Source organism: Stutzerimonas nitrititolerans (assembly GCF_003696285.1).
In the GTDB taxonomy this organism is placed as follows: Bacteria; Pseudomonadota; Gammaproteobacteria; order Pseudomonadales; family Pseudomonadaceae; genus Stutzerimonas; species Stutzerimonas nitrititolerans.
On record NZ_RFFL01000013.1, the window covers coordinates 35,170 to 61,867 of the forward strand.

General features: G+C 64.2%; 28 protein-coding genes and 1 tRNA gene. 17 read left to right on the forward strand and 12 right to left on the reverse strand.

What is annotated here, in order from left to right; genetic code table 11:
- Positions 1 to 22: 22 nt before the first annotated feature.
- The 3 genes from dkgB (at position 23) to EA795_RS16055 (ending at position 1,302) form a co-directional block, all read left to right on the forward strand.
- Positions 23 to 823 carry a 2,5-didehydrogluconate reductase DkgB gene (dkgB, locus tag EA795_RS16045; RefSeq protein WP_122078362.1) on the forward strand — a complete coding sequence of 267 codons (801 nt, stop codon included), beginning with the start codon at positions 23 to 25 and terminating at the stop codon, positions 821 to 823.
- A gap of 117 nt (positions 824 to 940) precedes the next feature.
- Positions 941 to 1,017 (forward strand) — tRNA-Met (locus tag EA795_RS16050).
- Between the two features lie 78 nt (positions 1,018 to 1,095).
- Positions 1,096 to 1,302: a hypothetical protein gene (locus tag EA795_RS16055; protein ID WP_122078364.1), complete on the forward strand. Its 207-nt coding sequence runs from the start codon at positions 1,096 to 1,098 to the stop codon at positions 1,300 to 1,302.
- A gap of 26 nt (positions 1,303 to 1,328) precedes the next feature.
- Here EA795_RS16055 and EA795_RS16060 read toward each other — a convergent pair whose 3' ends face one another.
- Positions 1,329 to 1,733: a VOC family protein gene (locus EA795_RS16060; RefSeq protein WP_014853833.1), complete on the reverse strand. Its 405-nt coding sequence runs from the start codon at positions 1,731 to 1,733 to the stop codon at positions 1,329 to 1,331.
- 56 nt (positions 1,734 to 1,789) lie between these two features.
- Here EA795_RS16060 and EA795_RS16065 point away from each other — a divergent pair, with 56 nt between their 5' ends.
- From EA795_RS16065 to EA795_RS16075, 3 genes are all read left to right on the forward strand, one after another.
- Positions 1,790 to 2,092, forward strand: a complete 303-nt coding sequence (locus EA795_RS16065; protein WP_014853834.1) for a putative quinol monooxygenase — start codon at positions 1,790 to 1,792, stop codon at positions 2,090 to 2,092.
- 158 nt (positions 2,093 to 2,250) lie between these two features.
- Positions 2,251 to 3,492 carry an OprD family porin gene (locus EA795_RS16070; protein WP_058078782.1) on the forward strand — a complete coding sequence of 414 codons (1,242 nt, stop codon included), beginning with the start codon at positions 2,251 to 2,253 and terminating at the stop codon, positions 3,490 to 3,492.
- Positions 3,493 to 3,554: 62 nt separating this feature from the next.
- The gene (locus tag EA795_RS16075) at positions 3,555 to 5,150 is read left to right on the forward strand and encodes an argininosuccinate lyase (RefSeq protein WP_122078366.1); all 1,596 of its coding nucleotides are present in this window, start codon (positions 3,555 to 3,557) and stop codon (positions 5,148 to 5,150) included.
- Positions 5,151 to 5,153: 3 nt separating this feature from the next.
- Here EA795_RS16075 and EA795_RS16080 read toward each other — a convergent pair whose 3' ends face one another.
- Positions 5,154 to 6,404 carry a cation:dicarboxylate symporter family transporter gene (locus EA795_RS16080; RefSeq protein WP_122078367.1) on the reverse strand — a complete coding sequence of 417 codons (1,251 nt, stop codon included), beginning with the start codon at positions 6,402 to 6,404 and terminating at the stop codon, positions 5,154 to 5,156.
- A gap of 107 nt (positions 6,405 to 6,511) precedes the next feature.
- Between EA795_RS16080 and EA795_RS16085 the strand changes: the two genes are divergently transcribed.
- Positions 6,512 to 7,444 carry a LysR substrate-binding domain-containing protein gene (locus tag EA795_RS16085; RefSeq protein WP_122078369.1) on the forward strand — a complete coding sequence of 311 codons (933 nt, stop codon included), beginning with the start codon at positions 6,512 to 6,514 and terminating at the stop codon, positions 7,442 to 7,444.
- A gap of 12 nt (positions 7,445 to 7,456) precedes the next feature.
- Here the strand turns inward: EA795_RS16085 and EA795_RS16090 are convergent, their stop codons facing one another.
- From EA795_RS16090 to otsB, 4 genes are all read right to left on the reverse strand, one after another.
- Entirely contained in the window at positions 7,457 to 8,362 is a 906-nt protein-coding gene (locus EA795_RS16090) for a DMT family transporter (RefSeq protein WP_122078371.1), read from the reverse strand.
- On the reverse strand, positions 8,363 to 9,007 hold the full coding sequence (can, locus tag EA795_RS16095; RefSeq protein ID WP_014853840.1) for a carbonate dehydratase: 645 nt from the start codon (positions 9,005 to 9,007) through the stop codon (positions 8,363 to 8,365).
- A gap of 86 nt (positions 9,008 to 9,093) precedes the next feature.
- On the reverse strand, positions 9,094 to 10,500 hold the full coding sequence (gene otsA, locus EA795_RS16100; protein ID WP_122078373.1) for an alpha,alpha-trehalose-phosphate synthase (UDP-forming): 1,407 nt from the start codon (positions 10,498 to 10,500) through the stop codon (positions 9,094 to 9,096).
- Positions 10,501 to 10,512: 12 nt separating this feature from the next.
- Positions 10,513 to 11,280 (reverse strand): trehalose-phosphatase, encoded by a 768-nt coding sequence (gene otsB, locus EA795_RS16105; RefSeq protein WP_122078376.1) that lies wholly within the window; start codon positions 11,278 to 11,280, stop codon positions 10,513 to 10,515.
- Between the two features lie 136 nt (positions 11,281 to 11,416).
- Between otsB and EA795_RS16110 the strand changes: the two genes are divergently transcribed.
- A complete protein-coding gene (locus tag EA795_RS16110; RefSeq protein WP_058074115.1) occupies positions 11,417 to 11,959 on the forward strand; it encodes a hypothetical protein in 543 nt (180 codons plus the stop codon).
- A 61-nt stretch (positions 11,960 to 12,020) separates the two neighbouring features.
- Here EA795_RS16110 and rimI read toward each other — a convergent pair whose 3' ends face one another.
- From rimI to EA795_RS16135, 5 genes are all read right to left on the reverse strand, one after another.
- Positions 12,021 to 12,473 carry a ribosomal protein S18-alanine N-acetyltransferase gene (gene rimI / locus EA795_RS16115; RefSeq protein ID WP_014853844.1) on the reverse strand — a complete coding sequence of 151 codons (453 nt, stop codon included), beginning with the start codon at positions 12,471 to 12,473 and terminating at the stop codon, positions 12,021 to 12,023.
- Complete coding sequence (locus tag EA795_RS16120) at positions 12,470 to 13,294, reverse strand: energy transducer TonB (protein ID WP_122078378.1); 825 nt, start codon at positions 13,292 to 13,294, stop codon at positions 12,470 to 12,472. Before EA795_RS16120 ends, rimI begins: the two co-directional genes overlap by 4 nt.
- Positions 13,291 to 14,835: a 2-isopropylmalate synthase gene (locus EA795_RS16125; RefSeq protein WP_122078380.1), complete on the reverse strand. Its 1,545-nt coding sequence runs from the start codon at positions 14,833 to 14,835 to the stop codon at positions 13,291 to 13,293. The genes EA795_RS16120 and EA795_RS16125 overlap by 4 nt, the downstream gene beginning before the upstream one ends.
- 341 nt (positions 14,836 to 15,176) lie before the next feature.
- Positions 15,177 to 16,415, reverse strand: a complete 1,239-nt coding sequence (locus tag EA795_RS16130) for a saccharopine dehydrogenase family protein (protein ID WP_122078382.1) — start codon at positions 16,413 to 16,415, stop codon at positions 15,177 to 15,179.
- Positions 16,416 to 16,448: 33 nt separating this feature from the next.
- The gene (locus tag EA795_RS16135) at positions 16,449 to 17,546 is read right to left on the reverse strand and encodes a carboxynorspermidine decarboxylase (RefSeq protein WP_014853848.1); all 1,098 of its coding nucleotides are present in this window, start codon (positions 17,544 to 17,546) and stop codon (positions 16,449 to 16,451) included.
- Between the two features lie 342 nt (positions 17,547 to 17,888).
- On the opposite strand from EA795_RS16135, the gene mksB reads away from it, so the two are divergent.
- From mksB to EA795_RS16155, 4 genes are all read left to right on the forward strand, one after another.
- On the forward strand, positions 17,889 to 19,130 hold the full coding sequence (gene mksB, locus EA795_RS16140; RefSeq protein WP_122078384.1) for an Mks condensin complex protein MksB: 1,242 nt from the start codon (positions 17,889 to 17,891) through the stop codon (positions 19,128 to 19,130).
- A gap of 207 nt (positions 19,131 to 19,337) precedes the next feature.
- Entirely contained in the window at positions 19,338 to 20,027 is a 690-nt protein-coding gene (gene mksE / locus EA795_RS16145) for an Mks condensin complex protein MksE (protein ID WP_122078386.1), read from the forward strand.
- Positions 20,024 to 22,867, forward strand: a complete 2,844-nt coding sequence (mksF, locus tag EA795_RS16150; RefSeq protein WP_122078388.1) for an Mks condensin complex protein MksF — start codon at positions 20,024 to 20,026, stop codon at positions 22,865 to 22,867. The genes mksE and mksF overlap by 4 nt, the downstream gene beginning before the upstream one ends.
- Positions 22,868 to 22,919: 52 nt before the next feature.
- The gene (locus EA795_RS16155) at positions 22,920 to 23,492 is read left to right on the forward strand and encodes an acyl carrier protein phosphodiesterase (protein ID WP_122078455.1); all 573 of its coding nucleotides are present in this window, start codon (positions 22,920 to 22,922) and stop codon (positions 23,490 to 23,492) included.
- 35 nt (positions 23,493 to 23,527) lie between these two features.
- Here the strand turns inward: EA795_RS16155 and EA795_RS16160 are convergent, their stop codons facing one another.
- Complete coding sequence (locus EA795_RS16160; protein WP_122078390.1) at positions 23,528 to 23,980, reverse strand: flavodoxin; 453 nt, start codon at positions 23,978 to 23,980, stop codon at positions 23,528 to 23,530.
- Between the two features lie 191 nt (positions 23,981 to 24,171).
- Here EA795_RS16160 and EA795_RS16165 point away from each other — a divergent pair, with 191 nt between their 5' ends.
- The 5 genes from EA795_RS16165 to EA795_RS16185 all read left to right on the forward strand — a co-directional run bounded on the left by EA795_RS16165 (position 24,172) and on the right by EA795_RS16185 (position 26,653).
- A complete protein-coding gene (locus EA795_RS16165; RefSeq protein ID WP_122078392.1) occupies positions 24,172 to 24,801 on the forward strand; it encodes a PilZ domain-containing protein in 630 nt (209 codons plus the stop codon).
- 48 nt (positions 24,802 to 24,849) lie between these two features.
- Positions 24,850 to 25,554 carry a dihydromonapterin reductase gene (folM, locus tag EA795_RS16170; protein ID WP_014853855.1) on the forward strand — a complete coding sequence of 235 codons (705 nt, stop codon included), beginning with the start codon at positions 24,850 to 24,852 and terminating at the stop codon, positions 25,552 to 25,554.
- 15 nt (positions 25,555 to 25,569) lie between these two features.
- Positions 25,570 to 25,944 carry a dihydroneopterin triphosphate 2'-epimerase gene (gene folX, locus EA795_RS16175; RefSeq protein ID WP_014853856.1) on the forward strand — a complete coding sequence of 125 codons (375 nt, stop codon included), beginning with the start codon at positions 25,570 to 25,572 and terminating at the stop codon, positions 25,942 to 25,944.
- Positions 25,945 to 26,024: 80 nt separating this feature from the next.
- Positions 26,025 to 26,318 (forward strand): DUF1244 domain-containing protein, encoded by a 294-nt coding sequence (locus tag EA795_RS16180; protein ID WP_014853857.1) that lies wholly within the window; start codon positions 26,025 to 26,027, stop codon positions 26,316 to 26,318.
- The gene (locus tag EA795_RS16185; RefSeq protein WP_058074104.1) at positions 26,315 to 26,653 is read left to right on the forward strand and encodes a HopJ type III effector protein; all 339 of its coding nucleotides are present in this window, start codon (positions 26,315 to 26,317) and stop codon (positions 26,651 to 26,653) included. The genes EA795_RS16180 and EA795_RS16185 overlap by 4 nt, the downstream gene beginning before the upstream one ends.
- Positions 26,654 to 26,698 lie beyond the last annotated feature (45 nt).

The window sequence follows — 26,698 nt, forward strand, 5'->3', positions numbered from 1 at the left end:
TCAACCCACAGGAGCATTCTCAATGACCATCCCCGCCTTCGGCCTCGGCACCTTCCGCCTCAAGGATCAGCAAGTCATCGACTCAGTGAAGATGGGCCTCGAACTCGGCTATCGCCACATCGACACTGCGCAGATCTACGAGAACGAAGCGCAAGTCGGCCAGGCCATCGCCGAGAGCGGCGTCCCGCGCGAAGAGCTGTTCGTGACCACCAAGGTCTGGACCGCCAACCTCGGCGCCGACCGCCTGCTCCCCAGCCTGGAGGAAAGCCTGGGCAAGCTGCGCATGGAGCAGGTGGACCTCACCCTGGTGCACTGGCCATCGCCCAACGACGAGCTGGCCGTCGCCGACTACCTGGCGCGGATGATGGAAGCCAAGGCCCGCGGCCTGACCCGCGCCATTGGCATTTCCAACTTCACTGTCGCTCACATGCAGCAGGCCATCGACGCCATCGGTGCCGAGAACATCGCCACCAACCAGATCGAGGTGCACCCCTTCCTGCAGAGCCGCAAGGTGATCGACTTCGCCCGCAGCCAGGGCATCCACATCACCGCCTACATGCCGCTCGCCTACGGCAAGGTAATGCAGGACGAAGTGCTGCAACGCATCGGCGAAAGCCACAACGCCAGCCCGGCACAGGTCGCCCTCGCCTGGCTGCTGCAACAGGGCTTCGCCGTGATCCCCTCCTCCACCAAGCGTGAAAATCTCGCCGCCAACCTCGCGGCCCGGGAGCTGCGCCTGACCGAAGAAGAGATGCAACAGATCGCCACGCTGGATCGCAACGAACGCCTGGCCAACCCCGGCTTTGCGCCAAAGTGGGACTGATCGGCAGCACCCCGCCAACCACGGGACCGGCGGCATAAGCATTTGAAAAAGCAGGCAGAAAAAGCGCACCAGGAGGGTTGACACACAACCGCGCGACGCGAATAATGCGCGCCACTTGGCTACGTAGCTCAGTTGGTTAGAGCATAGCATTCATAATGCTGGGGTCCGGGGTTCAAGTCCCTGCGTAGCCACCATATTCAAGAAAGGGTTCAGCGAAAGCTGAACCCTTTTTTTGTGCCTGCCGTTTAGCCAAACAGCATCGAGTACCCGCCATGAGAGATGACTTCGACAACATCCGCGCCGAACGCGAAACGCCCTACCGCACCACCGCTACCTCGTCCAACAAGTACGCCGGGCTCTGGAAACAGATCGCCATAGGGATCGTCGTTGGCCATCTGTCGTTGGGGTTGATAGGTGCGGTGGTCTGGATGGTTGCGGCGCAGTTCTTACCCAACGGCCTGTCGTTCACAGCGCCTTAACAGCAGGCGCACCGCGCCCAACTGTCTCAGCTAAACCGCTGCCCCGATATCGCCGGATGGTAAAGCGGCTGCACGGTATTCCCCGCAGGATCGAGCACATGAAAGCTGTGGGCGCCGTCGCGGTGGGCGAAGGGGCGGTCGAGCATGGTGACGCCCTGGGCCTTCAGGTATTCGTACCAGGCGTGGAGTTCTTCAAGGCTGTCGACGATGAAGCCGTAGTGATCCATCGCCTGGACGCCGCTGCTCTTTTCCGAAGCGCGACCGAGGGAGAGGTTGTCGTTGCCGCATGTCAGGTAGACGAGATCCTTGCTGGCGCGGTTGAGCACTTCCATGCCCAGCACATCGACGTAGAAACGTTCGCATTCTTCGAGGTTCGGCGCGGTGAGCGCCAGATGACGCAGGCCGTTAAGGCGACCGGGACGCTGTGGCATCTTGTTATTCCTTGTATACAATCGAGCGACCCACATTAAAACAAAATGGAGTGCTCATGTACTGCCTCATTCTGAAAACCCAACTCGCGCCGGGCTCGTTCGACAAGTTCATGGAGGCCATGCGCGTCAACGCCGCCGCCTCGGTGCAGCACGAGCCGGATTGCCTGGTGTTCGATGTGGTGCAAGATTTGAACGATCCTGACCTCGTCTATCTCTACGAGCTGTACCGCGACGAGGCGGCTTTCGCGCACCACAAGACCACCGAGCACTACCTGCAGAGTCGCCCGCTGGTGGGTGAATTCATCGTCAAGCAGGAGGCCATGAAAGGCCACATGGTATGCGGTAACAGCAAGCGTTGAAGAACTAGACAGCCGCACAGATAGATACGGAAAAGATATCAACATCAGATTATTTATATATTTTTAATCCTCCCCACTGCTGATTAGCATCGCTGCAGATGCCGCCTGGCTTCGCGCCGGCTGCGTCTACCTCCAATAAGAACAACCAGGAGACAGTGATGCTCAAGTCACCGAAGCCGCTTGCTGCGGCCATTGCGGTTGCCGCGCTGGGTGCGGGTATGCCCGGCGTGGTCATGGCGGAGTTTCTTGCGGACAGCAAGGCAGCGCTGGAGCTGCGTAATTTTTACCTCAATTCCGATTACCGGCAGGACGGCGCCAACCAGTCGAAACGCGACGAGTGGGCGCAGGGTTTCCTGCTCAATTTCGAGTCCGGGTTTACCGAGGGGCCAGTAGGCTTCGGCGTCGATGCGATCGGCCTGCTCGGGGTAAAGCTCGATTCGGGGCCTGACCGACAGAACACCGGGCTGTTGCCGGTAGGCGACAACAAGGCGCCAGACGAATACAGCCAACTCGGCGCGACGGCCAAGGCGCGTTACTCGAAGACCACGCTGCGTGTCGGCACGCTGTTGCCGAAGCTGCCAACAGTGCTGCCCAACGATTCGCGCCTGCTGCCGCAAACCTTCCGCGGCGGCATGCTGACCTCGAAGGAAATCGACGGGCTGACCCTGCACGCTGGCCGCCTTACCCAGAACAGCCTGCGCAATACCTCCGCCAATGAAGACATGCTGGTGGCCGGCAAGGGCATCAGCGGCGGCCAGGCCAGCGACAAGTTCGATTTCGCCAGCGCCAGCTATCGCTGGAGCGACAACCTGACCACCGCCTACAACTACGGCCATCTGGACCAGAACTACCGCCAGCACATCTTCAACCTGTCCCATGTGCTGCCGCTGGGGGACAAGCAGGCATTCAAGAGCGACCTGCGCTTCGCCCGCTCCACCGAGGCCGGCAACACCAACGTCGACAACGATGCCTTCGGCGCCAAGTTCACCTACGAGCTAGGCGGCCATGGGTTCGGCGTCGCGTACCAGGCGATGAATGGCGAAACCGGCTTCCCGCACCTCAACGGCACCAATTCCTACCTGGTGAACTACGTGATGATCTCAGCCGACTTCGCCAGCCCCGGCGAGAAGTCCTGGCAGTTGCGTTACGACTATGATTTTGCCGCCAAGGGTATCCCCGGCCTGACCTTCATGACGCGCTATCTGCGCGGCGATGATTTCGACGGCCCCGGCGGGCGCAGCGGCCATGAATGGGAGCGCAATACCGATATCGGCTACGTGTTCCAGAAAGGCGCGCTGAAGAACTTCGGCATGAAGCTGCGCAACGGCACTTACCGCAGCACAGGCAACGACATCGACCAGACCCGTTTCATTCTCAGCTACACGCTACCGCTGCTGTAACGGCCATCGCCATGCACATCCGTCATCCGAGCGGTGGCGGTGTCGCTGAACAGGAGATTCCCATGTATATGCAGAAAACCCTGCTTTCCCTTGCCGTGGCGTTCGCCCTGGCCACCTGTCACTTGAGCCTGCAAGCGGCGGATACCGCCGACCTGCCCTGCCGTACCACCGCCGAATGCGCAGCCGAGGCGGCAAAGATCGGCGCCACGGTCGAACGCTCCGGCGCCAGGCAAGGCAAGCACGACGACCAGTTCACCTGGGTCAACCGGATCAACAAGGCCTCCATCATCATGCTGACCGAAGAGAAAATCGTCAGCCGCCAGCAAGGCCGCGAGATCGCCCGTGGCGTCCAGCACGTCATCGACCAAGCCGGCAAGCCGAACGGCAAGAAGCCCAGCGACGTGCTGCAGATCGAGCGCATCATGATCGACAAGATCGGCCCACAGGCTTCGCTGATCCACTCTGGCCGCAGCCGTCAGGATATGTACGCGACCTATCGTCTCGCCACCCTGCGCAGCCAGTTGCTGGACTACACCGACGCGATGAACGACACCCGCGCGCAGTTGCTGGAGCTGGCGAAACAGCATGTCGATACGCTGATCCCCGCCTACACCAACGGCGTGCAGGCGCAGCCGATCACCTATGCGCACTACCTGTTGGCCTACGAGGCGGCCTTCGAGCGCGACGCTCAGCGCATTCGCGAGCTGTACGAGCGGCTGAACCGCAGCCCCATGGGCACGGCGGTGCTGGCGAATTCCGGCTGGCCACTCAATCGCGAGCGGCTGTCCGAATTGCTGGGTTTTGATGAGGTACGCGACAACTCACTGGATGCGGGGCAGGTGTCCACCTATGACATTCCCATCGAGGCGGCAGGCATCGCCTCGTCATCGGCGATCCGCATCGGCGCGATGCTGGGCGACATCCATACGCAATATCACCAGATTCGCCCTTGGCTGCTGCTCGAGGAAGGCTCCACCTATACCAGCAGCGCCATGCCGCAGAAGCGCAATCCGGGCCTGATCATGCGGGCGCGGGAATCGGCCTCGGATGTGGTTGGCCTCGCCCATACCGTCACCCTGCGCGCGCACAACGTCACCACCGGCATGACGGACTACAAGTTCGCCTTCGATAGTCTCGGCTTATTCGACAGCGCCCATCAGATGTTCGTCCGCACGGGCAAGGTGATGGACGCACTGGTGATCAACCCGGAACGCGCACTGGAAGAACTGGAAGCGGAATGGACCACCTCGATGGAGCTCGCCGACACCCTGGAGCGCGAGCACAAGGTGCCCTTCCGCATCGGTCACAGCTTCGCCTCGGCCGTGGTCGGCCATGCGCGCAAGGAAGGCTTCGTGCCGGCCAACTTCCCCTACGCCGAAGCGCAGCGCCTGTTCACCAAGGCGGCGGAAAAGTACGACTGGAAGACCCGCAGCCTGCCGCTGAGCGAATCGGCATTCCGCGCCACGCTGTCGCCGCAGAACATGGTCAAGACCCGTGTCGGCACTGGCGGCCCGCAGCCGGCGGAGGTTCAGCGCATGCTCAAGCAGGCGAACCAGGCGCTGGCCGGCGACCAGCACTGGACGAATGCACGCCGGGATCGACTGGCCAAGGCCGAGGCTGCGCTGGACAAGGCCTTCAACGCTCTGGTGAAAAACTAAGCCTCAGCGTTTCCCGGCCACAGTGTCGGGAAACGCCGTCTGTAGACGAGGCGCCAGCGCCTCGCGCAGCGCCGCCCGATCCAGTACGCCGCTCCAGGCAGAAATCACCACGCAGGCCAGGGTGTTGCCGATCACATTGGTCAGCGACCGACACTTCATCAACCGTTCGACGCCGATCAACAGACCTAGCGCTTCCAGCGGCACCAAGTTCAGACCGGCCATCGTTGCGGTCAGCGTCAGGAAAGCGGAACCCGCCGCACTGGTCGAGCCCAGCGAAGTCAGCAGCGCAATCGACAGTAGGACCAACAACTGCGAGCCATCCAGCGCGACGCCGGCGAGCTGCACAAGAAATACCGCAGCGCAGGTGACATAGATATTCGAGCCGGCGAGGTTGAAGGTGTAGCCGGTACTGAGCACCAGGCGCACCACCCGGGGGGCGCAACCGGCACGTTCGAGCTTTTCGATCAGCCCCGGCAACGCCGCCACCGAAGCCCCGGTAAAGGCCACCAGACACAGCTCGGCCTTGATATAGGCGATGAGCCGAAACACCCCGAAACCGGCCAGCCGGGCCGCAACCCCCAGCACCACGACGATAAACAGTGCACAGGCGAAATAGACCGTGCCAACGAACTTGAGCAGCGGCCACGCGGATGCTGGGCCGTACCGCCCGACGGTGTAGGCCATCGCACCGAACGCGGCCAGCGGGGCGAACTTGAGTACAAGCCGCAGCGCTTTCAGCAACCAGCCCACGGCACTATCGAGCCCGCGTCGCAGCGGCGCGCCCGTCTCGCCTGCGCAGCCAAGACCCAGGCCGAACAGAAAGGCTGCGAGCAATACGGGGAGAATCACCGTGTGACCGATGACGTGCGCCAGACTGGTCAATGCCGCGGTCGGCAGATCGCTTATGGGCCGTATCGTCGAGGTCGGAAGCGACAGGGTATCGGCTCCGGGCGTCAGCAGCATGCCGACGCCCGCACCGGTGATCAGCGACAGCGCGGTCATCAGCAGAAAGTAGGTCATCACGCGCCCGGCGCAGCGCGTCTTCTGCCCGCGCTCGCCAAACGCTGCCACCGCCGAGGCGACCAGCACGAACATCACTGGCGGCACCGCATGGCCGATCACGCCGAGAAACGCATTGCTGAGCGGTTTCATCTGAACGGCCAGTTCCGGCCGCAGGATACCGAGCGTCAGGCCCAGGGCAATCGCGATCAGGATAAGTACGGTGTCGTTGCGGTACAGCTTGGCTAGAATCATGGGCCGCCGAGCGATGTCGTTGTTGTTGTCGCTTCAGTGCGCCCTATCCTACCCCATCGGCATCTCCGCTCGGCCGTACGCCGAGTGAACGCCCTGCAGGACATCGCATGGAACTTCGCCACCTCCGCTATTTCGTCATGGTCGCCGAGGAAAGGCACTTCACCCGCGCCGCCGTGCGCCTGAACATGCAGCAGCCGCCGCTGAGCCAGCAAATCCGCGCGCTGGAGGCCGAGCTTGGGTTCGAGCTATTCAAGCGCCACCCCAAGGGCGTGGACCTGACCACCGGCGGCACGGTGTTCCTCGAAGAGGCCAAGGTCATCCTCGCCCGCGTGCAGCAGGCTTCGCGCCGGGCCGCACGCGTCGCCGAAGGCATCGAGGGCACGCTGAGCATCGGCTTCACCTCGTCCGCCGCAGCGCACCCGCTGATCCCGCGCGTCATCCGCGCTTACCGCGAACGCTACCCCGCCGTTTCCCTCACGCTCGAGGAAGGCAACGCCGGTCACCTGACCGAACGTACCGCCGCCGGCCAGTTGGAAGTCGGCATTCTCCGGGCACCGGTGAGCCACCCCGTCGGCATCGAATTCCATCGCCTGCTGGTGGAAGAGTTGCTGTTGGTATTGCCGGCTGGCCATCCAGCCCTGGCCAGCCATCCCGAGGCCGTCGAACTGCAGGCGGTGCGTGACGAGCCCTTCATCCTGGTGCGCCGCCCTGGTGCGCCGGGGATGTACGCCAAGCTGCTGCAAGCCTGCGAAGCGGCCGGTTTCCAGCCGCGAATCGCCTTCGAAGTGGGACGGATGCTGACCAACGTCAGCTTGGTCGCTGCCGGTGAGGGTATTTCGGTGGTGCCAGCCTCAATGCGCGGTATTCATCGGGAAAGCGTCGTCTATCGCCGCATTCTCGGTGCCCGTCCGCGCCTGGTCGCACCGCTGACCCTGACCTGCCGCAAGTTCAACCAGTCGCCGGCGCTACAGAACTTCATCGCCCTGGCACGGCAACTGGCCAAGGAGTACCGAGCCCAGGCGCTGCGGGAAGGAACCTGAAGCGTGCCCCTTCTAGCGCGCCTGCACGCCAGGCCGTGTTGCCAACAACAGCCCGGCGAAGATCAGCCCGCCGCCCACCCAGTGGAAGCCGCGTAGCCCCTCCCCCAGCACCAGCCAGCCGAGGATCGCGGTGAACACCGGCATCAGGTAGGTCACCATCGCGGCCTTGGCGGCGCCGACGGTCTTCACCCCGTGGTTCCAGCCGAGGTAGGCGACCAGGGAAGCGAAGATGGCGGTATAGGCGATGGCCCCCAGGTTGGCCGGGGTGGCCGAGAAACCGCCGACGCGGCTGAGTTCGAGCAGGTAGAACGGCGTGATCAGCGGCAGGCCGATCAGCATCAGCACGCAGAGCAGCGTCAGCGGCGGCACCTGCAGGAAGCGCGACCAGCGCCGCAGCAGCAGGGTGTAGAGCGCCCAGGCCAGCACCGCGACCAGCATGATCAGGTCGCCGGTCTGGAACGACAGGCTGCTGAACACCGCCCAGCTGCCACGGCTGATGAGATAGAGCAGGCCTCCCGCGGCGATGGCCATGCCGAACCAGGCGCGCCGGGCCGGCCACTCGCCGAGCAGCAGGCCACCGCCGATGAAGGTGAACAGCGGCAGGCAGGTGTTGAGCAACGTGAGGTTGATGGCTTCAGTGCTTTGCGCGGCGGTGTACAGCAGCGAGTTATAGCTGGCGATACCGAACCCCGCGACCACCGGCAAGCGCCAGCCGGCGGCGCGCAGCGTCTGCCGGTGCGCCCAGATGGAGGGCGCGACGAAGGGCACCAGCAGGCAGGTCGCCAACGACCAGCGCCAGAACGACAGGCTCAGCGGCGGAATTTCGGCGTAGAAGGCTCTGGCGATCAGCGCATTACCGGCCCAGCAGAGCACGGCGAGCAGCAGGCCGGCAAACGCCCATCCTTGGCGGGAAACCACTCAGATGGACCGGCGCGGACGCAGGCGATATTGCGCGGGTACCTGCTCGGGACCGCTGATGGTGACGTTGAGGTCCTTCCAGATGCCGTCCTTGATGCCGTAGATGCAGCCATGAATCTCCAGCGGCTGGCCACGGTGCCAGGCGTTCTGGACGATACTGGTGTGGCTGACGTTGGCGACCTGCTGGATGACGTTCAGCTCGCACATGCGGTCGACCTGCGCTTCCTCGGTGGGAAAGGTCGAGATGTGTTCACGGTGCTCGTAATACAGGTCGCGGATGGTGCGCAGCCAACCGTCGATCAACCCCAGCTGGTCGTCGCGCATGGAGGCCCGAACGCCACCACAGCCGTAGTGGCCGGTGACCAGGATGTGCTTGACCTTGAGTACGTCCACCGCGAACTGGATGACCGAAAGACAGTTGAGGTCCGTGTGCAGCACGACGTTGGCGACGTTGCGGTGGACGAACAGATCGCCCGGCAACAGGCCGACAATCTCGTTGGCCGGCACTCGTGCATCGGAGCAACCGATCCACAGATACTCCGGTGCCTGTTGCTTGGCCAGTTTTGCGAAGAACGTCGGGTCTTCTTTATTGATCGCCTCAGCCCAACGCGCGTTGTTCTCGAATAGCTGTTCCAGGTCGTTCATCTATCTGCTTGCCTTCTCAATCCCGACACGCACCTTACGAACGGGTTCGGGTTTTTGACAATGCTTATTTTCCCGCGGTCACAGCTTCATGACACCACGGGAGGTTTTTTGGCGGCGGGTCTGGGCCGGGAAGAGAATGTCCGCAGGTCTCTCAGGAAGATGTCGCGCCAGGCATCCAGGTCCGCCGCGCGAATCGCGCGCATCATGTGCTCGTAGCGATCCTTGCGCTCGGCCAAGGGCATGCGCAACGCTCGGTCCAGTGCTTCGGCCATGCCGATGCAGTCGTAGGGGTTGACGATCAGCGCCGAGGTCAGCTCCTTCGCCGCGCCGGCGAAACGCGACAGCACCAGCACGCCGGGGTCCTCGGGGTTCTGCGAGGCAACGTATTCCTTGGCGACCAGGTTCATGCCGTCGCGCAGCGGGGTGACGAAGCCGACGGCGGCATAGCGGAACAACCCCATCAGTGTGCGTCGGTCGTGGCTCTTGTTGAGGTAGTGCAGCGGCGTCCAGTCCAGGTCGGACAGGCGACCGTTGATATGCCCCGCCTCGCTTTCCAGTTGCTGGCGAATGGTCTGGTAGGTTTTCACGTCCGAGCGGGAGGTCGGTGCAATCTGGATGAACTCGACCAGGCGCCGGTGCTCGGGAAAGCGGTCGAGAAAGGCCTCGTAGGCCTTGAAACGTTCCACCAGGCCCTTGGAATAATCCAGCCGGTCGACGCTGATGATGTTCTTGCGCAGCACGTCGGTATTGCGCCGCATGGGCCGGCGGCGGCCCTTGTAGGACTCGGCCAGCTCGCGAATCTCCTCGGGCACCACGCCGATGGGATAGACCCCGGCGCGGAAGTTCTGCCCGTAGGCCGTCAGACTGCCGTCCGCCTCGATCACGCCACGCACTTCTCGGGTCATGTAGTCCTGGAAGGCGAGCCTGTCGGTATCGGTCTGGAAACCGATCAGATCGTAGTAGCAAAGCGTGCGCAGCAGCTCGTTGTGTGGCGGGATGACGGTGAGGATTTCCGGTGGCGGAAAGGGAATGTGCAGGAAGAAGCCGATGCGATTGCGAATGCTCAGCCGGCGGCATTCTTCGGCGAAAGGTATCAGGTGGTAGTCGTGGATCCAGATGATGTCGTCAGGCTTGAGCAGCGGCTTCAGCTTCTCGGCGAGCATCGCATTGACGCGCCGGTAACCCTCGTATTCTTCGCGGTTGTAACGTGCCAGGTCGATGCGGTAATGGAAGATCGGCCAGAGGGTGGCGTTGGAGAAGCCGCGGTAATACTGGTCGTAGTCGCGCTTGTTCAACGCCAGGGTGGCATAGGTGATGTTGCCCACCGTCTCGCAGCCGATATCGGGATTGGCGCTCACCTCGCCACTCCAGCCGAACCAGATGCCACCGGACTGGCGCAGCGCATCGTGGATCCCGACGGCCAGCCCGCCCGCGGCGACCTTGCCGGCCTTTATCGGCGCCACCCGGTTGGAAACCACTACAAGTCGGCTCATGGAAGTTCTCGCTCAGTCGAGTTGTTGAATGGATTCGCCCTGCCTCTTCGACAGCCCTTCGAGCCAATGCCCGACGGCAGCCACCGATGCCAGTCGCCGGGACGCCAGCGTCTGCCCCGGCCCCACCTTGATCGACAACCCTTGCAAGGCGTTGACCGCCTCGAAGCCGGCTTCGTCGGTCAGGTCATCGCCGATGAACACCGGGTACCGGCCATGAAAGGGAGGCTCCTGCATGAAGGCACGAATGACCTCGCCTTTGCTCGCGCCGCGCGGTTTGAGTTCGAACACGCACTTGCCCGGTTGCAGAACGAGCACATCGGCATGGCGCGCGGCGAAGTCCTCGGCCAGCGCGCGTGCACTGGCCTCCAGCTCGGGTGCAAGGCGGAAATGCAGGGCGAAGGCGACCTGCTTGTTCTCCAGGTGCAGGCCCGGCAGCTCGGCGCAGGCGGTGGCGAGCTCTCGCTCGATGGCATTCAGCCTTGCGTCATCGAGCGCCAGGCGTACCGTCTCACCATCGGCCCCGCGGCGCTCGGTGCCATGCACGCCGGCTGCCGGCAAACGCAAGGGAGCCGCCAACTGGTCTATCTGCGTCAGTGGACGCCCTGAAATCAGCGCCACGGGTACGCCTTCGGCCTGCAGACGTTCGAGCGCCTGCAGCGTATCGGACGGGATGAATACCTGTTCCGGACGGGGCTGGATCTCGGCCAGCGTGCCGTCCACATCGAAAAACAAGGCGCAACGATCAGCGATCAGCGCCGGTAGCTCGGATTGATCGTTCATGACGTTAGGACTGCGCCGCCCTGCTTGTGGTTCGCGCGATTTGCGCCACGCCAGCCGGGGCCGTGCCAACGCCTGAATCTTCCCTTCCCGGCCGGGTCACAACCTGCAGACCCGCCGTTCAAGCAGGAGGTTTGTCATGAGTGACAAGAGGCCCACGACACCAGCCGAGATCGACGATACCGAAGATCGCATGGGCTCGATGGAACCATTGGATTTCAGCGCCCGCAAGGATGAGCGCAAGGGGCGCATCGGCGATGCGGTGCCAGCCGAGGAGGCCCTCGACGAATTCCCGCCCGAGCGCGTGGCCGAAGCCGGCATGACCACCGGCGAGGTGCCCGATGGCGATACCACCATGGACGACCTGGCCCCCGAGACGCTGATCCCCGACGACGGCTCGCGCTCGCCTTCCGAACGTGGCCATGGCGAACCGGCCGACCAGGACCTGAGCGTGGTATCCGAGCACAGCATAGGCGCCGGGGTGGACCTGGATGAAGCCGAAGAAGCGCGCTACGACCCGCTCGATGGCAAGCCCTGGGATGGTCCGGCGGACGGCGACGAGGACACCGGGCTCAGCGGCGGCGACGCGGTGCTGCACGAGAATGACGATGTGATGGACGACAACGAGCTGGAAGGCGAAGCGCCGCTGGATTCCGGCCGGGACAAGCAGCCGGGCCAGTGAACCGGCACGCCGAAGGCGCCTTGGCGGACCTCGGCGTGCCTCCTGTGGGCGGCCAGGCGCATCAGTCGATCAGCGTGCAGGCCATCACCAGCGCATCTTCGCGCCCGTCCGGGGACGGATAGTAGCCGCGCCGGCGCCCCACTTCGTTGAAGCCATAGCGCTCGTACAGCCGGTATGCCGAGGTGTTGCTAGCGCGCACCTCAAGGAAGCATTCCTGTCCGCCGCGCTCGTGTGCCCGCTGCATCAGGTGTTCGAGCAGCCGCAGGCCGAGTCCACGGCCCTGGCTCTGCGGCTTAACCGTGATGTTGAGCAGGTGCGCTTCATCGAGGATCACGTTGATCACGCCGTGGCCGACCTGCTGCTCGCCCTCGAACATCACCCAGCATTCGTAGGCGCTCAGCGCGTCGGTGAAGATGCCGCGGGTCCAGGGGTGGCTGAAGGCGGCATACTCGATCTTCAACACGGTTTCGATATCCGCCGCGGTCATCGGGCGGAAGCTGACAGCATCGCTCATCGGTCATTCATGTCCGTATTCAAACCCACGACCCAGCGCGGCATGCTGCGCCGCATGGCCTGCCACAACCGGGCCTTGCTGCCGGGCTGCTCCATCAGGTGCTCCAACCCCGGCATCGCCAGCGCCGGCCCGATGCCTTCGATATTCAGCTCGCGATAGCAGGCCTCGGCCTCGACCTCACCGGCGAAACGCAGCGCCGGCAGGCCGATCAGCCAGAGGCAGGCGCAGCCCATCTGTTCCAGCTCGCCGGCGAGCACGCCCTGCACGTAGTCGCGCGCCGCATCGCCGCTCTGGTCGAGGCTGCCGCGATGCAGCAGCGGCCAGCGGATCGGCTCGCCGTCGCCGACCTGCTGCGGCTTGTCCGGCAGGCGCGCGGCGCGCAGCAAGTCCTTGAGCAGGATGTAGGCCGGATCGCGGCTCTGGAAGGATTCGCCCGTGGGCAACTCCACCAGCAACAGCACGTTGCCGGCCCGCAGCAATTGCAGGGCGAAGCGCGGCGGCGGCTCGACTGGCTTCTGCTGCTCCGCCGGAACCTCCGGGGCCACGACCGGCTCGGGCTTCTTCGGCTCGGGCATGACGACGCGCAGCTGCGGTTTTTCCGGGCGAACAGCCGGCGCGGTTGACGCAGGCGCCTGCTCCGCCGGTCCTTCAGCGACCGTTGCCGCGGCAGTTATCGGCTGCGCCGGCTCGGGCTCGGGATCGATGAGCGGCTGCAGCAGCTCCGGCCGCGACGGTGCGGCAAAGGGCAGTTCGGTACGCGGCAGCCAGCTGGCCACCTGCATGGCATCGAGGTAGGCCCGACGCCGGGTTTCGCTGATCAAACGCCTTCCACCTGTGGATGTGCCTTGGCGCCGACCTGCATCAGGTTCAGCGCGTTGAGATAGGCCTTGGCCGAAGCGACGACGATATCGGTGTCGGCGCCATTGCCGTTGACGATGCGCCCTCCCTTCTCCAGCCGCACGGTCACCTCACCCTGGGAGTCGGTGCCCTGGGTGATGGCATTGACCGAATACAGCTGCAGGGTGGCGCCCGAATCGGCGATGGTCTCGATAGCCTTGAACGTGGCGTCCACCGGGCCGGAGCCTTGGGCGATCGCGCTACGTTCGGCGCCATCGATGCTCAGCACCAGCTGCGCTTGCGGCACCACGCCGGTCTTGCTCGCCACGTCCAGGCTGGCCAGCTTGTAGTGCTCCGGCGCCTCGTCGGCCAGGGTATCGGAGACCAGCGCCTGCAGGTCTTCGTCGAAGATTTCGTGCTTCTTGTCGGCCAGCTCCTTGAAGCGGCCGAAGGCGGCGTTCAGCTCGTCGCCTTCCAGCACGATGCCCAGCTCTTCCAGGCGCGAACGAAACGCGGCGCGGCCGGAGTGCTTGCCCATGACCATCTTGTTGGCGTTCCAGCCGACCGACTGCGCGGACATGATCTCGTAGGTCTCGCGGTGCTTGAGCACACCGTCCTGGTGGATGCCCGACTCGTGGGCGAAGGCGTTGGCGCCGACGATGGCCTTGTTCGGCTGCACCGGGAAGCCGGTGATGCCCGAGACCAGGCGCGAGGCGGCGAGGATGTGTTCGGTCTCGATGCGCGTGTGCACACCAAGCAGGTCCTGGCGGGTCTTGATCGCCATGACGATCTCTTCCAGCGCGGCGTTGCCGGCCCGCTCGCCGAGGCCGTTGATGGTGCATTCCACTTGCCGCGCACCGGCGACCACCGCCGCCAGCGAGTTGGCCACCGCCAGGCCCAGATCGTTGTGGCAGTGCACCGAGAACACCGCCTTGTCGGCGTTGGGGATGCGTTCGAGCAACTGGCGGATGGTGTCGGCGTACTGGTGCGGGATCGCATAGCCGACGGTATCGGGGATATTGATGGTGCGTGCGCCGGCGTCGATGGCCGCCTCGATGATGCGGCAGAGGAAGTCGATCTCGGAGCGGCCGGCGTCCTCGCAGGAGAACTCCACGTCGGCGCACAGGCTGCGCGCCTTGGTCACCGCGCGCACGGCCTGCTCGACCACCTGCTCCGGCTGCATGCGCAGCTTGTACTGCATGTGGATCGGGCTGGTGGCGATGAAGGTGTGGATACGCCCGGAATTGGCCCCGGCCAGCGCTTCGGCGGCGCGCTCGATGTCGGCGTCCACCGCGCGCGCCAGGCTGCACACGGTACTGTCCTTGATGTTGTCGGCCACCAGCTTCACCGCGGCGAAGTCGCCCGGGCTGGCGATGGCGAAGCCGGCCTCGATCACGTCTACCTTCAGCCGCTCCAGGGCGCGGGCGATGCGCAGCTTCTCCTCGCCGGTCATGGACGCGCCGGGGCTCTGCTCGCCGTCGCGCAGGGTGGTGTCGAAGATGATGACGCGATCGTTGCTGCTCATAGGGGGTTCCTCACAGCTGCCAGATGGACGCCCTTCGTGGGGGCGGCGCTTATGCGGACGATTGTCGCGTGAAATGAGCAAGGCGGAAAGGTACAGCTGCAGCGTAGGGTGGAAAACGCCGAAGGCTTTTCCACCAATGGGAACGCTGGTGGAAAACATTTCGCGGTTTTCCACCCTACGTCTGTAGGAGCGAGCTTGCTCGCGAATCAGGCCACGCCAAAGCTTCGCGAGCAAGCTCGCTCCTACAAACCCGCAGAAGCTGTGGCTTGGGTGTACAAAAACAAAAAGCCCCGCTGCCGAAGCAGAGGGGCTTTCCTGTTCACCTGCAGCGTGTGGCTGCCTTACTGGTTCCAGGGACGGTCGCCGTGCTCATCCTTGATCCGAGTGGGCAGGCCCATCGCATCGAGCAGCGTCAGGAACGGCTCGGGCGACAGCTCTTCGACGTTGACCATGCGCTTGGCATCCCATTCGCCACGGGCCACCAGCAGGGCGGCGGCGACCGGCGGTACGCCGGCGGTGTAGGAAATGCCCTGGCTGTCGGTCTCGGCGTAGGCGTCTTCGTGGTCGGCCACGTTATAGATGAACAGCTCGCGCGGCTGGCCATCCTTGCTGCCCTTGACCAAATCGCCGATGCAGGTCTTGCCGGTGTAGCCCGGCGCCAGCGAGGCCGGGTCGGGCAGCACGGCCTTGACCACCTTGAGCGGCACCACTTCCAGGCCTTCGGCGGTCTTGACCGGCTGCTCGGAGAGCAGGCCGAGGTTGTTCAACACGGTGAAGACGTTGATGTAGTGTTCGCCGAAGCTCATCCAGAAGCGGATGTTCGGCACGTCGAGGTGCTTGGACAGAGAATGCACCTCATCATGGCCGGTCAGGTAGAGGCTCTGCTCGCCAACCACGGGCAGGTCGTCGGTGCGTTTGACCTCGAACATCCTGTTGGTCGTCCACTGGCTGTTCTGCCAGCTGTAGACCTGACCGGTGAATTCGCGGAAGTTGATTTCCGGGTCGAAATTGGTGGCGAAGTACTTGCCATGGGAACCGGCGTTGACGTCGAGGATGTCGATCGACTCGATCTTGTCGAAGTACTTCTGCTGCGCCAGCGCGGCATACGCATTGACCACACCCGGATCGAAGCCGACACCGAGGATGGCGGTCACGCCCTTCTCCTCGCACTCGGCCAGGTGTCTCCATTCGTAGTTGCCATACCACGGCGGGGTTTCGCAGATCTTGCCCGGCTCTTCGTGGATGGCGGTATCCAGATACGCGGCGCCGGTATCCATGCAGGCACGCAGCACCGACATGTTGAGGAAGGCGGAGCCGACGTTGATGACGATCTGCGATTCGGTCTCGCGGATCAGTGCCTTGGTCGCTTCCACGTCCAGGGCGTCCAGGGCATAGGCCCTGATTTCGGCGGGCTGTTTGAGGCTGCCCCTGGCCTGCACGCTATCAATGATGGCCTGGCATTTGGAGATGTTGCGCGACGCGATAGCAATACGACCGAGTTCGTCGTTGTGCTGCGCGCACTTATGGGCCACCACCTTGGCGACACCTCCTGCACCAATGATAAGAACGTTCTTCTTCAATTTGCGTATCTCTCCTTACACCGCCAGCTTTCGTCAGGACAGGCTGGACAGGTAATCGTCAAAAGTGAACTCGCGAACCACCTCGACGCTGCCGTCGAGCTGCTTCACCACGATGGACGGCATTTTCAGGCCGTTGAACCAGTTTTTCTTGACCATGGTGTAACCCGCTGCGTCGATGAACGACAGACGATCGCCGATGGCCAGCGGACGATCGAATTGGTACTCGCCGAAGATGTCGCCGGCCAGACAGGATTTGCCGCACACCATCCAGGTGTGCTCGCCGTCGTTGGGCGCCATCTTGGCGTTGAGGCGGTAGATCAGCAGATCGAGCATGTGCGCTTCGATGGAGCTGTCGACCACCGCCAGGTTCTTGCCGTTGTAGAGGGTGTCGAGCACCGTCACCTCCAGCGAGGCGCTCAGGGTGATCGCCGCCTCGCCGGGCTCCAGGTAGACCTGCACGCCGTACTTCTCGGAGAAAGCCTTGAGCCGCGCGCAGAAGGCATCGATCGGGTAGCCCTCGCCTGTGAAGTGGATGCCGCCACCCAGGCTGACCCACTCGACCTGCGCGATCAGATGGCCGAAGCGTTCCTCGATGCGGGTCAGCATTTCGTCGAACAGATCGAAGCGACCGTTCTCACAGTTGTTGTGGAACATGAAACCGCTGATCTTGCCGATCACCTGCTCGATCTTCGCCGGGTCGTGCTCGCCCAGGCGGCTGAACGGACGCGCCGGATCGGCCAGCAGATAGTCGGAGCTGCTCACCTGCGGGTTGACGCGCAGACCACGGATGGTGCCCTCGGTCTGCGCCTCGAAGCGCTGCAGCTGGCCGATGGAGTTGAAGATGATCTTGTCGCAGTTGGCGACCATCTCTTCGATCTCGTCGTCGGCCCAGGCCACACTGTAGGCGTGGGTCTCGCCGGCGAACTTCTGCCGGCCGAGCTTGAGCTCGTAGAGCGACGACGAAGTGGTGCCGTCCATGTACTGCTGCATCAGGTCGAACACCGACCAGGTGGCGAAACACTTGAGCGCCAGCAGCGCCTTGGCACCGGAGTTTTCGCGCACGTAGGCGATCTTTTCCAGGTTGCCCAGCAGCTTCTGTTTGTCGATGAGATAATACGGCGTCTTGATCATTTATAGGTGCCCATGCGAGTCGCCCGACGGGAAGCCGGCGGCTCCCCGTTTGCAAAAGGGCGGATTCTGCCGACAATCGCCACATATCGAAAGGCCATCGGGGCATTTCGTCCGACAGAATGTCCTGCCGCGATTCTGTAGGGCCGAATTCATTCGGCCATCGCTTCCGCAAAAGCCGAACAAGTTCGGCCCTACGAGCACGTGGCGGACGCTACCCCAAGGCTGATGACAATTCGGTTACCGAGCCCTTGGGCGAACGACAACCGCTCATCCGATCGCAAATACCGGCGCGCCGATGCAGTACAATTCGCCCCTTTTTCACTGGCTGGAACCAGCGCCTCGATGATCGAACCCAAGCGCGTACTGCGTGCCCTCGCCGAACACTGGACCCTGCTCGAACCGCTGTGCGAGCGCTTCGATGCCGGCACCCTGAGCCTGGTCGAGCTGCGCCACCAGCTCGCGGCGCAACTGCCCGAAGGCACGCCCACCGATATTACCGCCCTGCTCGACCAGTGGATTCGCCTGGACATCCTGGTGCCGGTGGCCAAGAGCCCCAACCGCTTCGAGCTGAACGCGCAGATCCACGACTTCCTCGCCTACCTGCGTCGCGAGCACCGGCTCGGCCTGTGCCTGGAGATCGAAGCCTACCTGCGCCATCTGGAACGCCTGGCCGGGCACATTCTCGATGCCTTCGAGATCCGCGACGGCAACGACCTGGCCCGCCAACTGCGCCTGCTCGACATGCGCGTGCGCGACGTGCTGAAGAAACTCGACAACGACGAACAGGCGCTGGTCGCCGTGGCCGACCGGGCCAAGACCAGCGACCGGCAGATCCCGCTGCGCCAGCGCTACGCCGAGGTGCTCGCCACCTGGGACGAATACGTCGAGCCGATGATCCAGCTGGTCTCCGCCGATGGCGCCTTCGAGCAGGGCGTGCACCGCGTCGAGCAGGTGCTGATGAAGCTGCTCGGCGAGCAGCAGCGCCTCGGCCAACTGGTGGACGATGACCTGCTGCTGCGCACCCACGCACGCATCCTGGAGATGCAGACCACCGCCCAGCTGACCCTGCGCAAGGCCCGCGAGCTGCTGCTGCCGCTGCGCGAGGAAGCGCGCCGGCACAACGCCGTGACCCGCGGCGCCGCGCTGGCGCTGTCGGCGATCCGCAAGAAAGGCCTGGACGCCGTGCCGCAGGCCTCGCTGCCGCTGTTCACCCGCCCGCAGAGCACCTTCCTCGGCACCGCCAGCCAGGTCGAGGCCTATGTCTATGCGCTGGCCCGCTTCGAGCCGAAGCCGGCGCAGTTCCCCCGCGCCGGCAGCAAGCGCAAGGGCGACCAGCCGCGCGCGCCACGCACCGCCCGCGAGATGATCGAGCGCTGCCAGCAGGCGCTGCCGCTGCCGGACCTGATGGCCTGGCTGCTGGAACAGGAACCCGAGGGCGCCACCGACGAGCTGCTCTACTGGTTCTCGCGCCTGTCGCGCGACGGCCGCTTCCAGCGCGACCGCCTGGAACGCCGCGAGTACCTGACCCGTGAACACCGCGTCAGCCTCAGCTCCTTCGCGCTGGTGGCCAATGCGAATGGTTGAGCCAAGCGTATGGCCTACGGGGGCCGGTGGAAAATGCTTCGCAGTTTTCCACGGGGCGGCCTACCGCACTACGGCCACCCCCACCTTGGCGGCCAAGCCTGACGTAGGGTGGACAACGCGAAGCTTGTCCACCTTTGCCATCGCCGAACTTTTCGGTGGAAAAGGCTTCGCCGTTTTCCACCCTACGATTGTCTGTGAGCCATATTGATGAACATCGATCTCAAGGAAATGACCCAGCTGGCGCCGATCTTCCGCGAGCTGTTCAAGGGCTACCACCTGTCGCGCAGCGAGCCTGAGCCCTACGCCCAACTGTCCAACCTGCAGGATCAGTACCGCGCGCTGTTCAAGGCGCTCGGTTTCGAGCTGGTCTGCGACCCGCGCGGCTTCTACTACTTCGTCCCCGAGCAGATGGGCGCGCAGGTCAACAAGACCGCCCAACGCCTGGCGCTGTTCACCTTTATCCTCGTTGAGCATTTAGCGGATCAGGGCCGCGACCCGCTCGCCGTGCTCGACGGCGGCAGCCTCGGCCGCGACGAGTTGCCGGCACTGTTGGACAAGTACCGCGACCTGTTCCTGCAGGCCGAAGTCACCACACAGGACGAGCTGGAAGAGAAGGTCATCCGCCGCCTGACGCAGCTGGGCTTCGCCGAGGACAGCAACGGCGTCTATCGCTTCCTACCGCCGATGCACCGCTTCCTCGACGTCTGCCTGTCGGTGCAGCAGGACCGCGATCTGGCCGCCAGCCTGCACAGCAGCGACCTGCCGCTGCCGGCACCGGAACTGATTGCCGAGGACGACGGCGAAGACGACATCATCCTTATCGAAGAGCAGCAGGAAGAATCCGAAGAAGACGCCATAGCCCGCGCCATCGCCGCCGAAAAGGAGCTTGAAGCATGAGCCAGGAACGCTACGGCATTCGCCGCTTCGCCCTGCTGAACACCGCCGGCTACAGCCTCGGCATTTTCCCGCTGGAAAACCCGCTGTCGGTCTACGGCGCCAATAACCTGGGCAAGTCCGCCTCGATCAACGCGCTGCAGTTCCCGATCCTGGCGCGCATGTCGGACATGAGCTTCGGCAAGTACAGCCTCGAGCAATCACGCAAGTTCTACTTCGCCTCGGACACCAGCTACATCCTGGTCGAGGTGATGCTGCCACATGGCCCACACGTGATCGGCGTGGCCGGGCGCGGCCCGGGCGGCGGCTTCGGCCACCAGTTCTTCGTTTACCAGGGCTCGCTGGACCTGGACCACTACCAGCAGAACGGCACCTGCCTGCGCCAGCGCGAGCTGTTCGCCAACCTCGAACGCGCCGGCATCAAGGCCTACGAGGCCAAGCCGGACGAACTGCGCCGGCTACTGGTGGGCGGGCATACCTCGATCCCGCTGGACATGACCCTGATCCCGCTGCGCTCGACCAGCGAGCAGAGCCTGAAGACTTTCCGCGCGCTGTTTATCAACCTGCTGCATATGCGCGAAATCACTGCCGCAAAATTGAAGCAGCTGTTCCTCGACGCCTTCGAGCACAGCCTGCGCTCGGGCAGCGTCGACTACATCGCCGCGACCGAGGAAGCCTTCCGCGATGTACGCCGCATGGAGCAGGACTACCAGGCGCTGGTGGCCGCCGGGCCGCTGGTCGAGGCGCTGGCCGCCGGCGTGGCCCAGCGCGAGCTGCTGCGCGGCAAGCTGCATCGCCTCTCGCCGCTGCTCGATAACCTGCTCGGCACCTGGCACGACTACGCCGATGCTCGCAAGGAAGAGCTGGTGATCCAGGCCGAACACTACCGCCGCGAGCAGGACGGCCTGCAGCACGAGCAGCGCGGCAGCACGTCCGAGCTGATGCGCCTGGAACGCGAGATCAGCGAAGCCCAGCGCTGGCTCGGCGAGCTGGCGGTGTTGAAGAACCGCTTTGCCCTGGTCGAGGACGCCCGCGTGCTGGAGCAGCAGCTGCTCGCGGCCAAGGACGCCCATGACGAGCTGGCCGGTGCGCTGGCGCAGTCCCGCCAGTTCTCCAGCGAAGACCTCGACGAGCGCCTGCGCGACCTGGAAAAACGCCTGAAATCGGTCAAGCAGCAGCTCGATCACGCCGACAACAACAGCTACTCGCGGCTGCGCGAGGAATTCTCCCAGGCCGACGTCGACCGCCTGATGCGCCTGTTCAACGGCCAGCTGTTCAGCCTGCCCCTGGTCAACAACAGCAGCGAAAAAGGTATCACTGCCGACGGCGAAGACTGGGTCAAGGCCGTGGAAGCAGTGCTGGACCGCTTCAAGGGCGACACTTTCTCGGTGCCGGGCCTGTCCATCGACCTTTCGCATATCGAGCCACCCGCCCTGCAGGCACTGGCAGACCGCGCCGCCCTGCGTGACCAGAAGGACCGCCTCGAACGCGAACTCAAGCAGCTCAAGACCCAGCACGCCGTGGCCGTGGACCGCGCCGCCAGCAAGGCCCAGGCCGAGGCGCTGTACCAGGCCGTGTTGGATGCGCAGAAGGCGCTGGAAGACTTCCGCCGCAGCCAGACCCTGGCCGCCGAGGAACCCGCCAAGCTGGAGCAGCTGGCCCAGGCCGAAGCCGCCCAGGACGAACTCAAGCGCACCAGCGATGCCTTCGCCGAACGCGTGCAGCAGATTTCCGCCAAGCTGCAGCTGGTCGGTCGTCAGCTGGCCGATCTGGAAGCCAAGGAACGTACGCTGGAAGATGCCCTGCGTCGGCGCCAGCTGCTGCCGGCCAACCTGCCCTTCGGCACACCTTTCATGGACCCGGTGGACGATTCGCTGGACAACCTGCTGCCGCTGTTGCACGACTACCAGGACAGCTGGCAGGCGCTGCAGCGCGTGGACGGTCAGATCGAGGCGCTCTACGCCCAGGTGCGCCTGAAGGGCGTGGCCAAGTTCGACAGCGAGGAAGATCCCGAGCGCCGCCTGCAGCTTTTGGTCAACGCCTACGCCCACCGCCAGGACGAAGCGCTGACCCTGGCCAAGGCGCGCCGCGCGGCAGTCACCGACATCGCCCGCACCCTGCGCAATATCCGCAGCGACTACGAAAGCCTCGAACACCAGCTGGCGCTGTTCAACCGCGAGATCAACAAACGCCAGGTGTCCAACCTGGAAAGCTTCCGCATCGTGCTGGCGCCGAACAAGGATGCGCTCAAGCACATCGACCAGATCATCCACAGCGCCGGCCAATATGAAGAAGGCGAGACGCTGTCGGTGTTCGACCTGTCGCAATCGGCCGAGCAGGACGCGAAGAACGAGGAAGCCAAGGAATACCTGGCGCGCCTGGTGGCGGCGAACAACAACCAGCTGGGGCTGAAGGACCTGTTCGAGCTGGCGTTCGAGATCACCAAGGTCGGTGGCCAGCCGGTGATCCATACCGACATCGACGGCGCCGCATCCAACGGCACCACCATGACCATCAAGGCGCTGACCAACATGTATCTGCTGCTGCACCTGATGGACCGCGAGCAGGCCGGGCGCATCCGCCTGCCCTACTACCTCGACGAGGCGGCGGACATCGACGAGCGCAATCAGCAGGCGCTGATCGAAACCAGCCTGCAGCTGGGTTTCGTACCGATCCTCGCCTCGGTGAAACCGCAGGTCTCGGCGCACGTCGCCATCGACCTGGAAGGCGGCAGCGGGCCGGCCGGTATCTACATCGACGAAGCAGACTGGAAATTCATCCGCCGCCGCGAATCGGCCGAGCAGGCTACCCCGGCGACGCACGAGGAGGTCGAGCTGGCGTGAGTTACGGGAACGAGTGGACCGTCCGGGCCTGCGGTTCACCCAGGCCGGCCCCATGAACTACCTCGCACACCTTCACCTGGGCGGGCCGCGGCCCGCCGACATGCTCGGCAGCCTCTACGGCGACTTCGTCAAGGGACCGCTACAGGGCCGCTGGCCGACTGGGATAGAGGCCGGCATCCGCCTGCACCGACAGATCGACGCCTATACCGACAGCCACCCGCTGGTGCTGCAGGCCAAGGCGCGCTTCCCCGCGCAACGGCGACGCTATGCCGGCATCCTGCTGGACCTGTTCTTCGACCATTGCCTGGCGGCCAACTGGCAGGACTACTCGTCCGAGCCGCTCGACCACTTCACCCGGCGGGCCTACCGGGTGCTGGAGAACGAGCCCGAGTTGCCGGGCAAACTGGCGATGATCGCACCACGCATGGCCGCCCAGGACTGGCTGGGCAGCTACCGCGAATTCGCCGTGCTGGAGCAGGTGCTGGCCGGCATGAGCCGGCGCCTGTCCCGCCCCGAAGGTTTGGCAGGCGGCCTGGCGGAGCTGGAGCAGTTGTACGAACCGCTCCTCGAGGACTTCCGCATCTTCTACCCGCAATTGCAGGATTTCGCCCGACGAGGGACGTGACGCACGAAAAACCTTCGCTCGACCGCCAGGTCTTCTCAGCCGCGCAAGGTCTTGGCGAAGTTCTCCAGCCAGGGCTCGGCGTCGGTTTCCGGCGTCACCGTCTCGCTGGCGTCCAGGCGCAGCATTTCCTGCACCTCGCGCACCCCGAGCTCGCCGTACAGCTCGCGAACCAGTTCTCCGCCGCCACAGAAGGTGTCGCCGTAACTGGCATCGCCCAGAGCGATCACGCCGCCTGGCAGGCCTTGCCAAGCCGGAAACTGGTCGCGGATGGCCGAATACAGCGGCACGAAATTGTCCGGCAGCTCACCCATGCCGGTGGTGGCGGTGACTACCAGCAGCGCGTCGGGCGCAAATTCGAGGACCTGCGCCAGCTGCGCGCGAGGATCGTGCCAGGCCTCCAGCCCGGCGGCTTTCAGGACGCCGGCGGCATGGCGAGCGACATCTTCGGCGGTGCCATAGACGGTGCCGGAAAGGATTGCGACTTTCATCAAGCGTCTCCACGCGGATCAAAGCGAGACATTATGCCGCAATCAGGCCCTTCACCCGAACCCGTCGCGGACGTAGCGCACAATGATCGCAACCGTCATTGAACCTGCGGCAAAACTCGTGGTCGCAAAGCGAGTCTTACAGTCAGTGGCCGCTCCATATGCGGCCGGGCCGGAGCCTGAGAGGCATTCACATGACGGAAGAAACGGTACTGACCAGGGACGAGCTGGCGTACATCAACCGACTCGTCAACCGAGCCGGCCCCGATACCGCCGCATCCCGCACGGGCTTTCGCATCGACGGCGGACCTCAGCCCAATGAGTTGCTCGTGCGCCTGGCCTCTCAGACCGAGCTTTCGCTGCAGGCGAAATTCCCCGACTTCACCATGTCGTTCCCGCTGCAGCTCAAGGAGGACGAGTTCCATAACCTCGACCTGCAACTGGCACCACCGCTCATCTACGAAGAACACGGTTCGGTGACCCGCGCCTGGCGCCTGCAACTGGAAGAACCGCTGGCCTTGCTGACCAGCGACGGCAGCGAAAGCTCGCTCAGCGTGCAGGAACTGTCGTCCCACGGCTTGCTGGTGAATGCCGGCAAACACCGCAAACCGCCGAAACACTTCCACCTGTGCCTGGCGCTGCCGGACGATGCGCCGCTGGAGATCGAAGCGTCCCGGGTACGCGAAATGAAGGGTGGGCTGGCGGCCTACGAGGTCGAATTCGCCAAGGAACAGGACGCCGAGCGCATCCGCGCGTTCCTCTACCAACAACATCAGCGCCTGCATCCCGAATTGCAGCCCGAGCTGCCCGTCGATCTGGTGTAAGCTGCCGAGCCGGCGGCGCTGGGGCCGCCGACCCTGCGATAGAACCTCATGAAGCAGCCTCCGATCCTCATCACCGGAGCCGGCCAGCGAATCGGCCTGCATTGCGCCGAACGCCTGCTGGACGATGGACATCCGGTCATCATCAGCTATCGCCGCGAGCGCGATGATATCGACCGCTTGCGGGCCCGGGGCGCGACGGCGCTGCGGGCCGAATTCGACGACGAAGCCGGCATCATGGCCTTCATCGGCGAGCTCGGGAAACACACCGACCGCCTGCGCGCCATCGTCCACAACGCCTCGCAATGGCGGCCCGATACGCCCGGCCAGGAAGCCGAGGCGTTCCGGCAGCTGTTCCATGTGCACATGCTGGCGCCCTACCTGATCAACCTGCATTGCGCCGAACTGCTGCGCCACGGCGGCCCGGCGGACATCATCCATATCGGCGACGACGTCACCCGTAAGGGCAGCCGGAAACACATCGCCTACGCCGCGAGCAAGGCCGGTCTGGACAACCTCACGCTGTCCTTCGCGGCCAGCCTGGCGCCGCAGATCAAGGTCAACGGCATCGCCCCCGCGCTGATCCAGTTCAATGTCGACGATGACGAAGCCTATCGCCGTGCAGCGCTGGCCAAGTCGGCGCTGGGCATCGAGCCGGGCGCCGAGGTGATCTACCAGAGCCTGCGCTATCTGTTGGACAATCCCTACGTCACCGGCACCACACTGACCGTGAACGGCGGCCGCCACCTGATCTGAACACAAGGAGACGACATGCCCAGACTGGAACCCGCGATGGCCCGCATCCGCGTCAAGGACCTGCGGCTACGCACCTACATCGGCATCAAGGAAGAGGAAATCCTCAACAAGCAGGACGTGCTGATCAACCTGACCATCCTCTACCCTGCCTCCGACGCCGTACGCGGCAACGACATCGACCAGGCGCTGAACTACCGCACCATCACCAAGGCGATCATCCAGCACGTCGAGGAAAACCGCTTCGCACTGCTGGAACGCCTGACTCAGGAAGTGCTGGACCTGGTCATGCAGCAGCCGCAGGTACGCTACGCCGAAGTGGAAGTGGACAAGCCCCACGCCCTGCGCTTCGCCGAGTCCGTTTCCATCACGCTGGCGGCGCACCGGGACTGACCGGCGCCAGGCCAGCGCTGGCCGCTTCAGTATTGCGGCGTTATGATCCGCCCGACCTCAGCCCACGCCGAGACCTGAACATGACCGAACAAGAACGCACCGAACTCGAAGCCGCCGCCTTCCGCCGCCTGGTCCAGCACCTGCGCAGCCGGCCGGACGCGCAGAACATCGACCTGATGAACCTCGCCGGCTTCTGCCGCAACTGCCTGTCCAAGTGGTACAAGGCCGCCGCCGACGACCTCGACATCGAAGTCAGCCTCGACGAGGCCCGCGAAGAGGTTTACGGCATGCCCTATGCCGAGTGGAAACGGCGCTACCAGAAAGAAGCCACGCCCGAGCAGCAGGCGGCTTTCGACAAGGGCCAGCCTTCATGAGCACGCTCAGGGACTTCCGTGCCCGCCTGCGCAACCGCAATCACCCGTTCAGCGACACCCTGGCATTCATCGCCGAGACCTACGACTACCAGCCCAGCCGGTTCGTCAACGGCAACGTCGAGAACGCCGCCGGGGAGAACGAAGGTTCCTGCAAGACACTGGGCATGGCGGTGCTGGAAGGCTTCAGTACCGAAGAGGCCTTGCTGGCGTTCGGCGAGCATTACCAGGCGGTGCTGGCCAACCCCAGCGGTAATGACCACCGCAACATCCGGACGCTGATGGAAACCGGCCTGCCCGGCGTGCGCTTCGACCAGCAACCATTGACGCGTCGCTAGGTAAGCAGTGCCGGGCCGGCACCGCATCGGCCCGCAAGCCCTCCG

What these genes read in the sequence shown, in the direction of transcription:
- dkgB (WP_122078362.1), top strand. Translation starts at nt 23, where the DNA reads ATGACCATCCCCGCCTTCGGCCTCGGCACCTTCCGCCTCAAGGATCAG.
- EA795_RS16055 (WP_122078364.1), top strand. Translation starts at nt 1,096, where the DNA reads ATGAGAGATGACTTCGACAACATCCGCGCCGAACGCGAAACGCCCTAC.
- EA795_RS16060 (WP_014853833.1), bottom strand. Translation starts at nt 1,733, where the DNA reads ATGCCACAGCGTCCCGGTCGCCTTAACGGCCTGCGTCATCTGGCGCTC.
- EA795_RS16065 (WP_014853834.1), top strand. Translation starts at nt 1,790, where the DNA reads ATGTACTGCCTCATTCTGAAAACCCAACTCGCGCCGGGCTCGTTCGAC.
- EA795_RS16070 (WP_058078782.1), top strand. Translation starts at nt 2,251, where the DNA reads ATGCTCAAGTCACCGAAGCCGCTTGCTGCGGCCATTGCGGTTGCCGCG.
- EA795_RS16075 (WP_122078366.1), top strand. Translation starts at nt 3,555, where the DNA reads ATGTATATGCAGAAAACCCTGCTTTCCCTTGCCGTGGCGTTCGCCCTG.
- EA795_RS16080 (WP_122078367.1), bottom strand. Translation starts at nt 6,404, where the DNA reads ATGATTCTAGCCAAGCTGTACCGCAACGACACCGTACTTATCCTGATC.
- EA795_RS16085 (WP_122078369.1), top strand. Translation starts at nt 6,512, where the DNA reads ATGGAACTTCGCCACCTCCGCTATTTCGTCATGGTCGCCGAGGAAAGG.
- can (WP_014853840.1), bottom strand. Translation starts at nt 9,007, where the DNA reads ATGAACGACCTGGAACAGCTATTCGAGAACAACGCGCGTTGGGCTGAG.
- otsA (WP_122078373.1), bottom strand. Translation starts at nt 10,500, where the DNA reads ATGAGCCGACTTGTAGTGGTTTCCAACCGGGTGGCGCCGATAAAGGCC.
- otsB (WP_122078376.1), bottom strand. Translation starts at nt 11,280, where the DNA reads ATGAACGATCAATCCGAGCTACCGGCGCTGATCGCTGATCGTTGCGCC.
- EA795_RS16110 (WP_058074115.1), top strand. Translation starts at nt 11,417, where the DNA reads ATGAGTGACAAGAGGCCCACGACACCAGCCGAGATCGACGATACCGAA.
- rimI (WP_014853844.1), bottom strand. Translation starts at nt 12,473, where the DNA reads ATGAGCGATGCTGTCAGCTTCCGCCCGATGACCGCGGCGGATATCGAA.
- EA795_RS16125 (WP_122078380.1), bottom strand. Translation starts at nt 14,835, where the DNA reads ATGAGCAGCAACGATCGCGTCATCATCTTCGACACCACCCTGCGCGAC.
- EA795_RS16135 (WP_014853848.1), bottom strand. Translation starts at nt 17,546, where the DNA reads ATGATCAAGACGCCGTATTATCTCATCGACAAACAGAAGCTGCTGGGC.
- mksB (WP_122078384.1), top strand. Translation starts at nt 17,889, where the DNA reads ATGATCGAACCCAAGCGCGTACTGCGTGCCCTCGCCGAACACTGGACC.
- mksE (WP_122078386.1), top strand. Translation starts at nt 19,338, where the DNA reads ATGAACATCGATCTCAAGGAAATGACCCAGCTGGCGCCGATCTTCCGC.
- mksF (WP_122078388.1), top strand. Translation starts at nt 20,024, where the DNA reads ATGAGCCAGGAACGCTACGGCATTCGCCGCTTCGCCCTGCTGAACACC.
- EA795_RS16155 (WP_122078455.1), top strand. Translation starts at nt 22,920, where the DNA reads ATGAACTACCTCGCACACCTTCACCTGGGCGGGCCGCGGCCCGCCGAC.
- EA795_RS16160 (WP_122078390.1), bottom strand. Translation starts at nt 23,980, where the DNA reads ATGAAAGTCGCAATCCTTTCCGGCACCGTCTATGGCACCGCCGAAGAT.
- EA795_RS16165 (WP_122078392.1), top strand. Translation starts at nt 24,172, where the DNA reads ATGACGGAAGAAACGGTACTGACCAGGGACGAGCTGGCGTACATCAAC.
- folM (WP_014853855.1), top strand. Translation starts at nt 24,850, where the DNA reads ATGAAGCAGCCTCCGATCCTCATCACCGGAGCCGGCCAGCGAATCGGC.
- folX (WP_014853856.1), top strand. Translation starts at nt 25,570, where the DNA reads ATGCCCAGACTGGAACCCGCGATGGCCCGCATCCGCGTCAAGGACCTG.
- EA795_RS16180 (WP_014853857.1), top strand. Translation starts at nt 26,025, where the DNA reads ATGACCGAACAAGAACGCACCGAACTCGAAGCCGCCGCCTTCCGCCGC.
- EA795_RS16185 (WP_058074104.1), top strand. Translation starts at nt 26,315, where the DNA reads ATGAGCACGCTCAGGGACTTCCGTGCCCGCCTGCGCAACCGCAATCAC.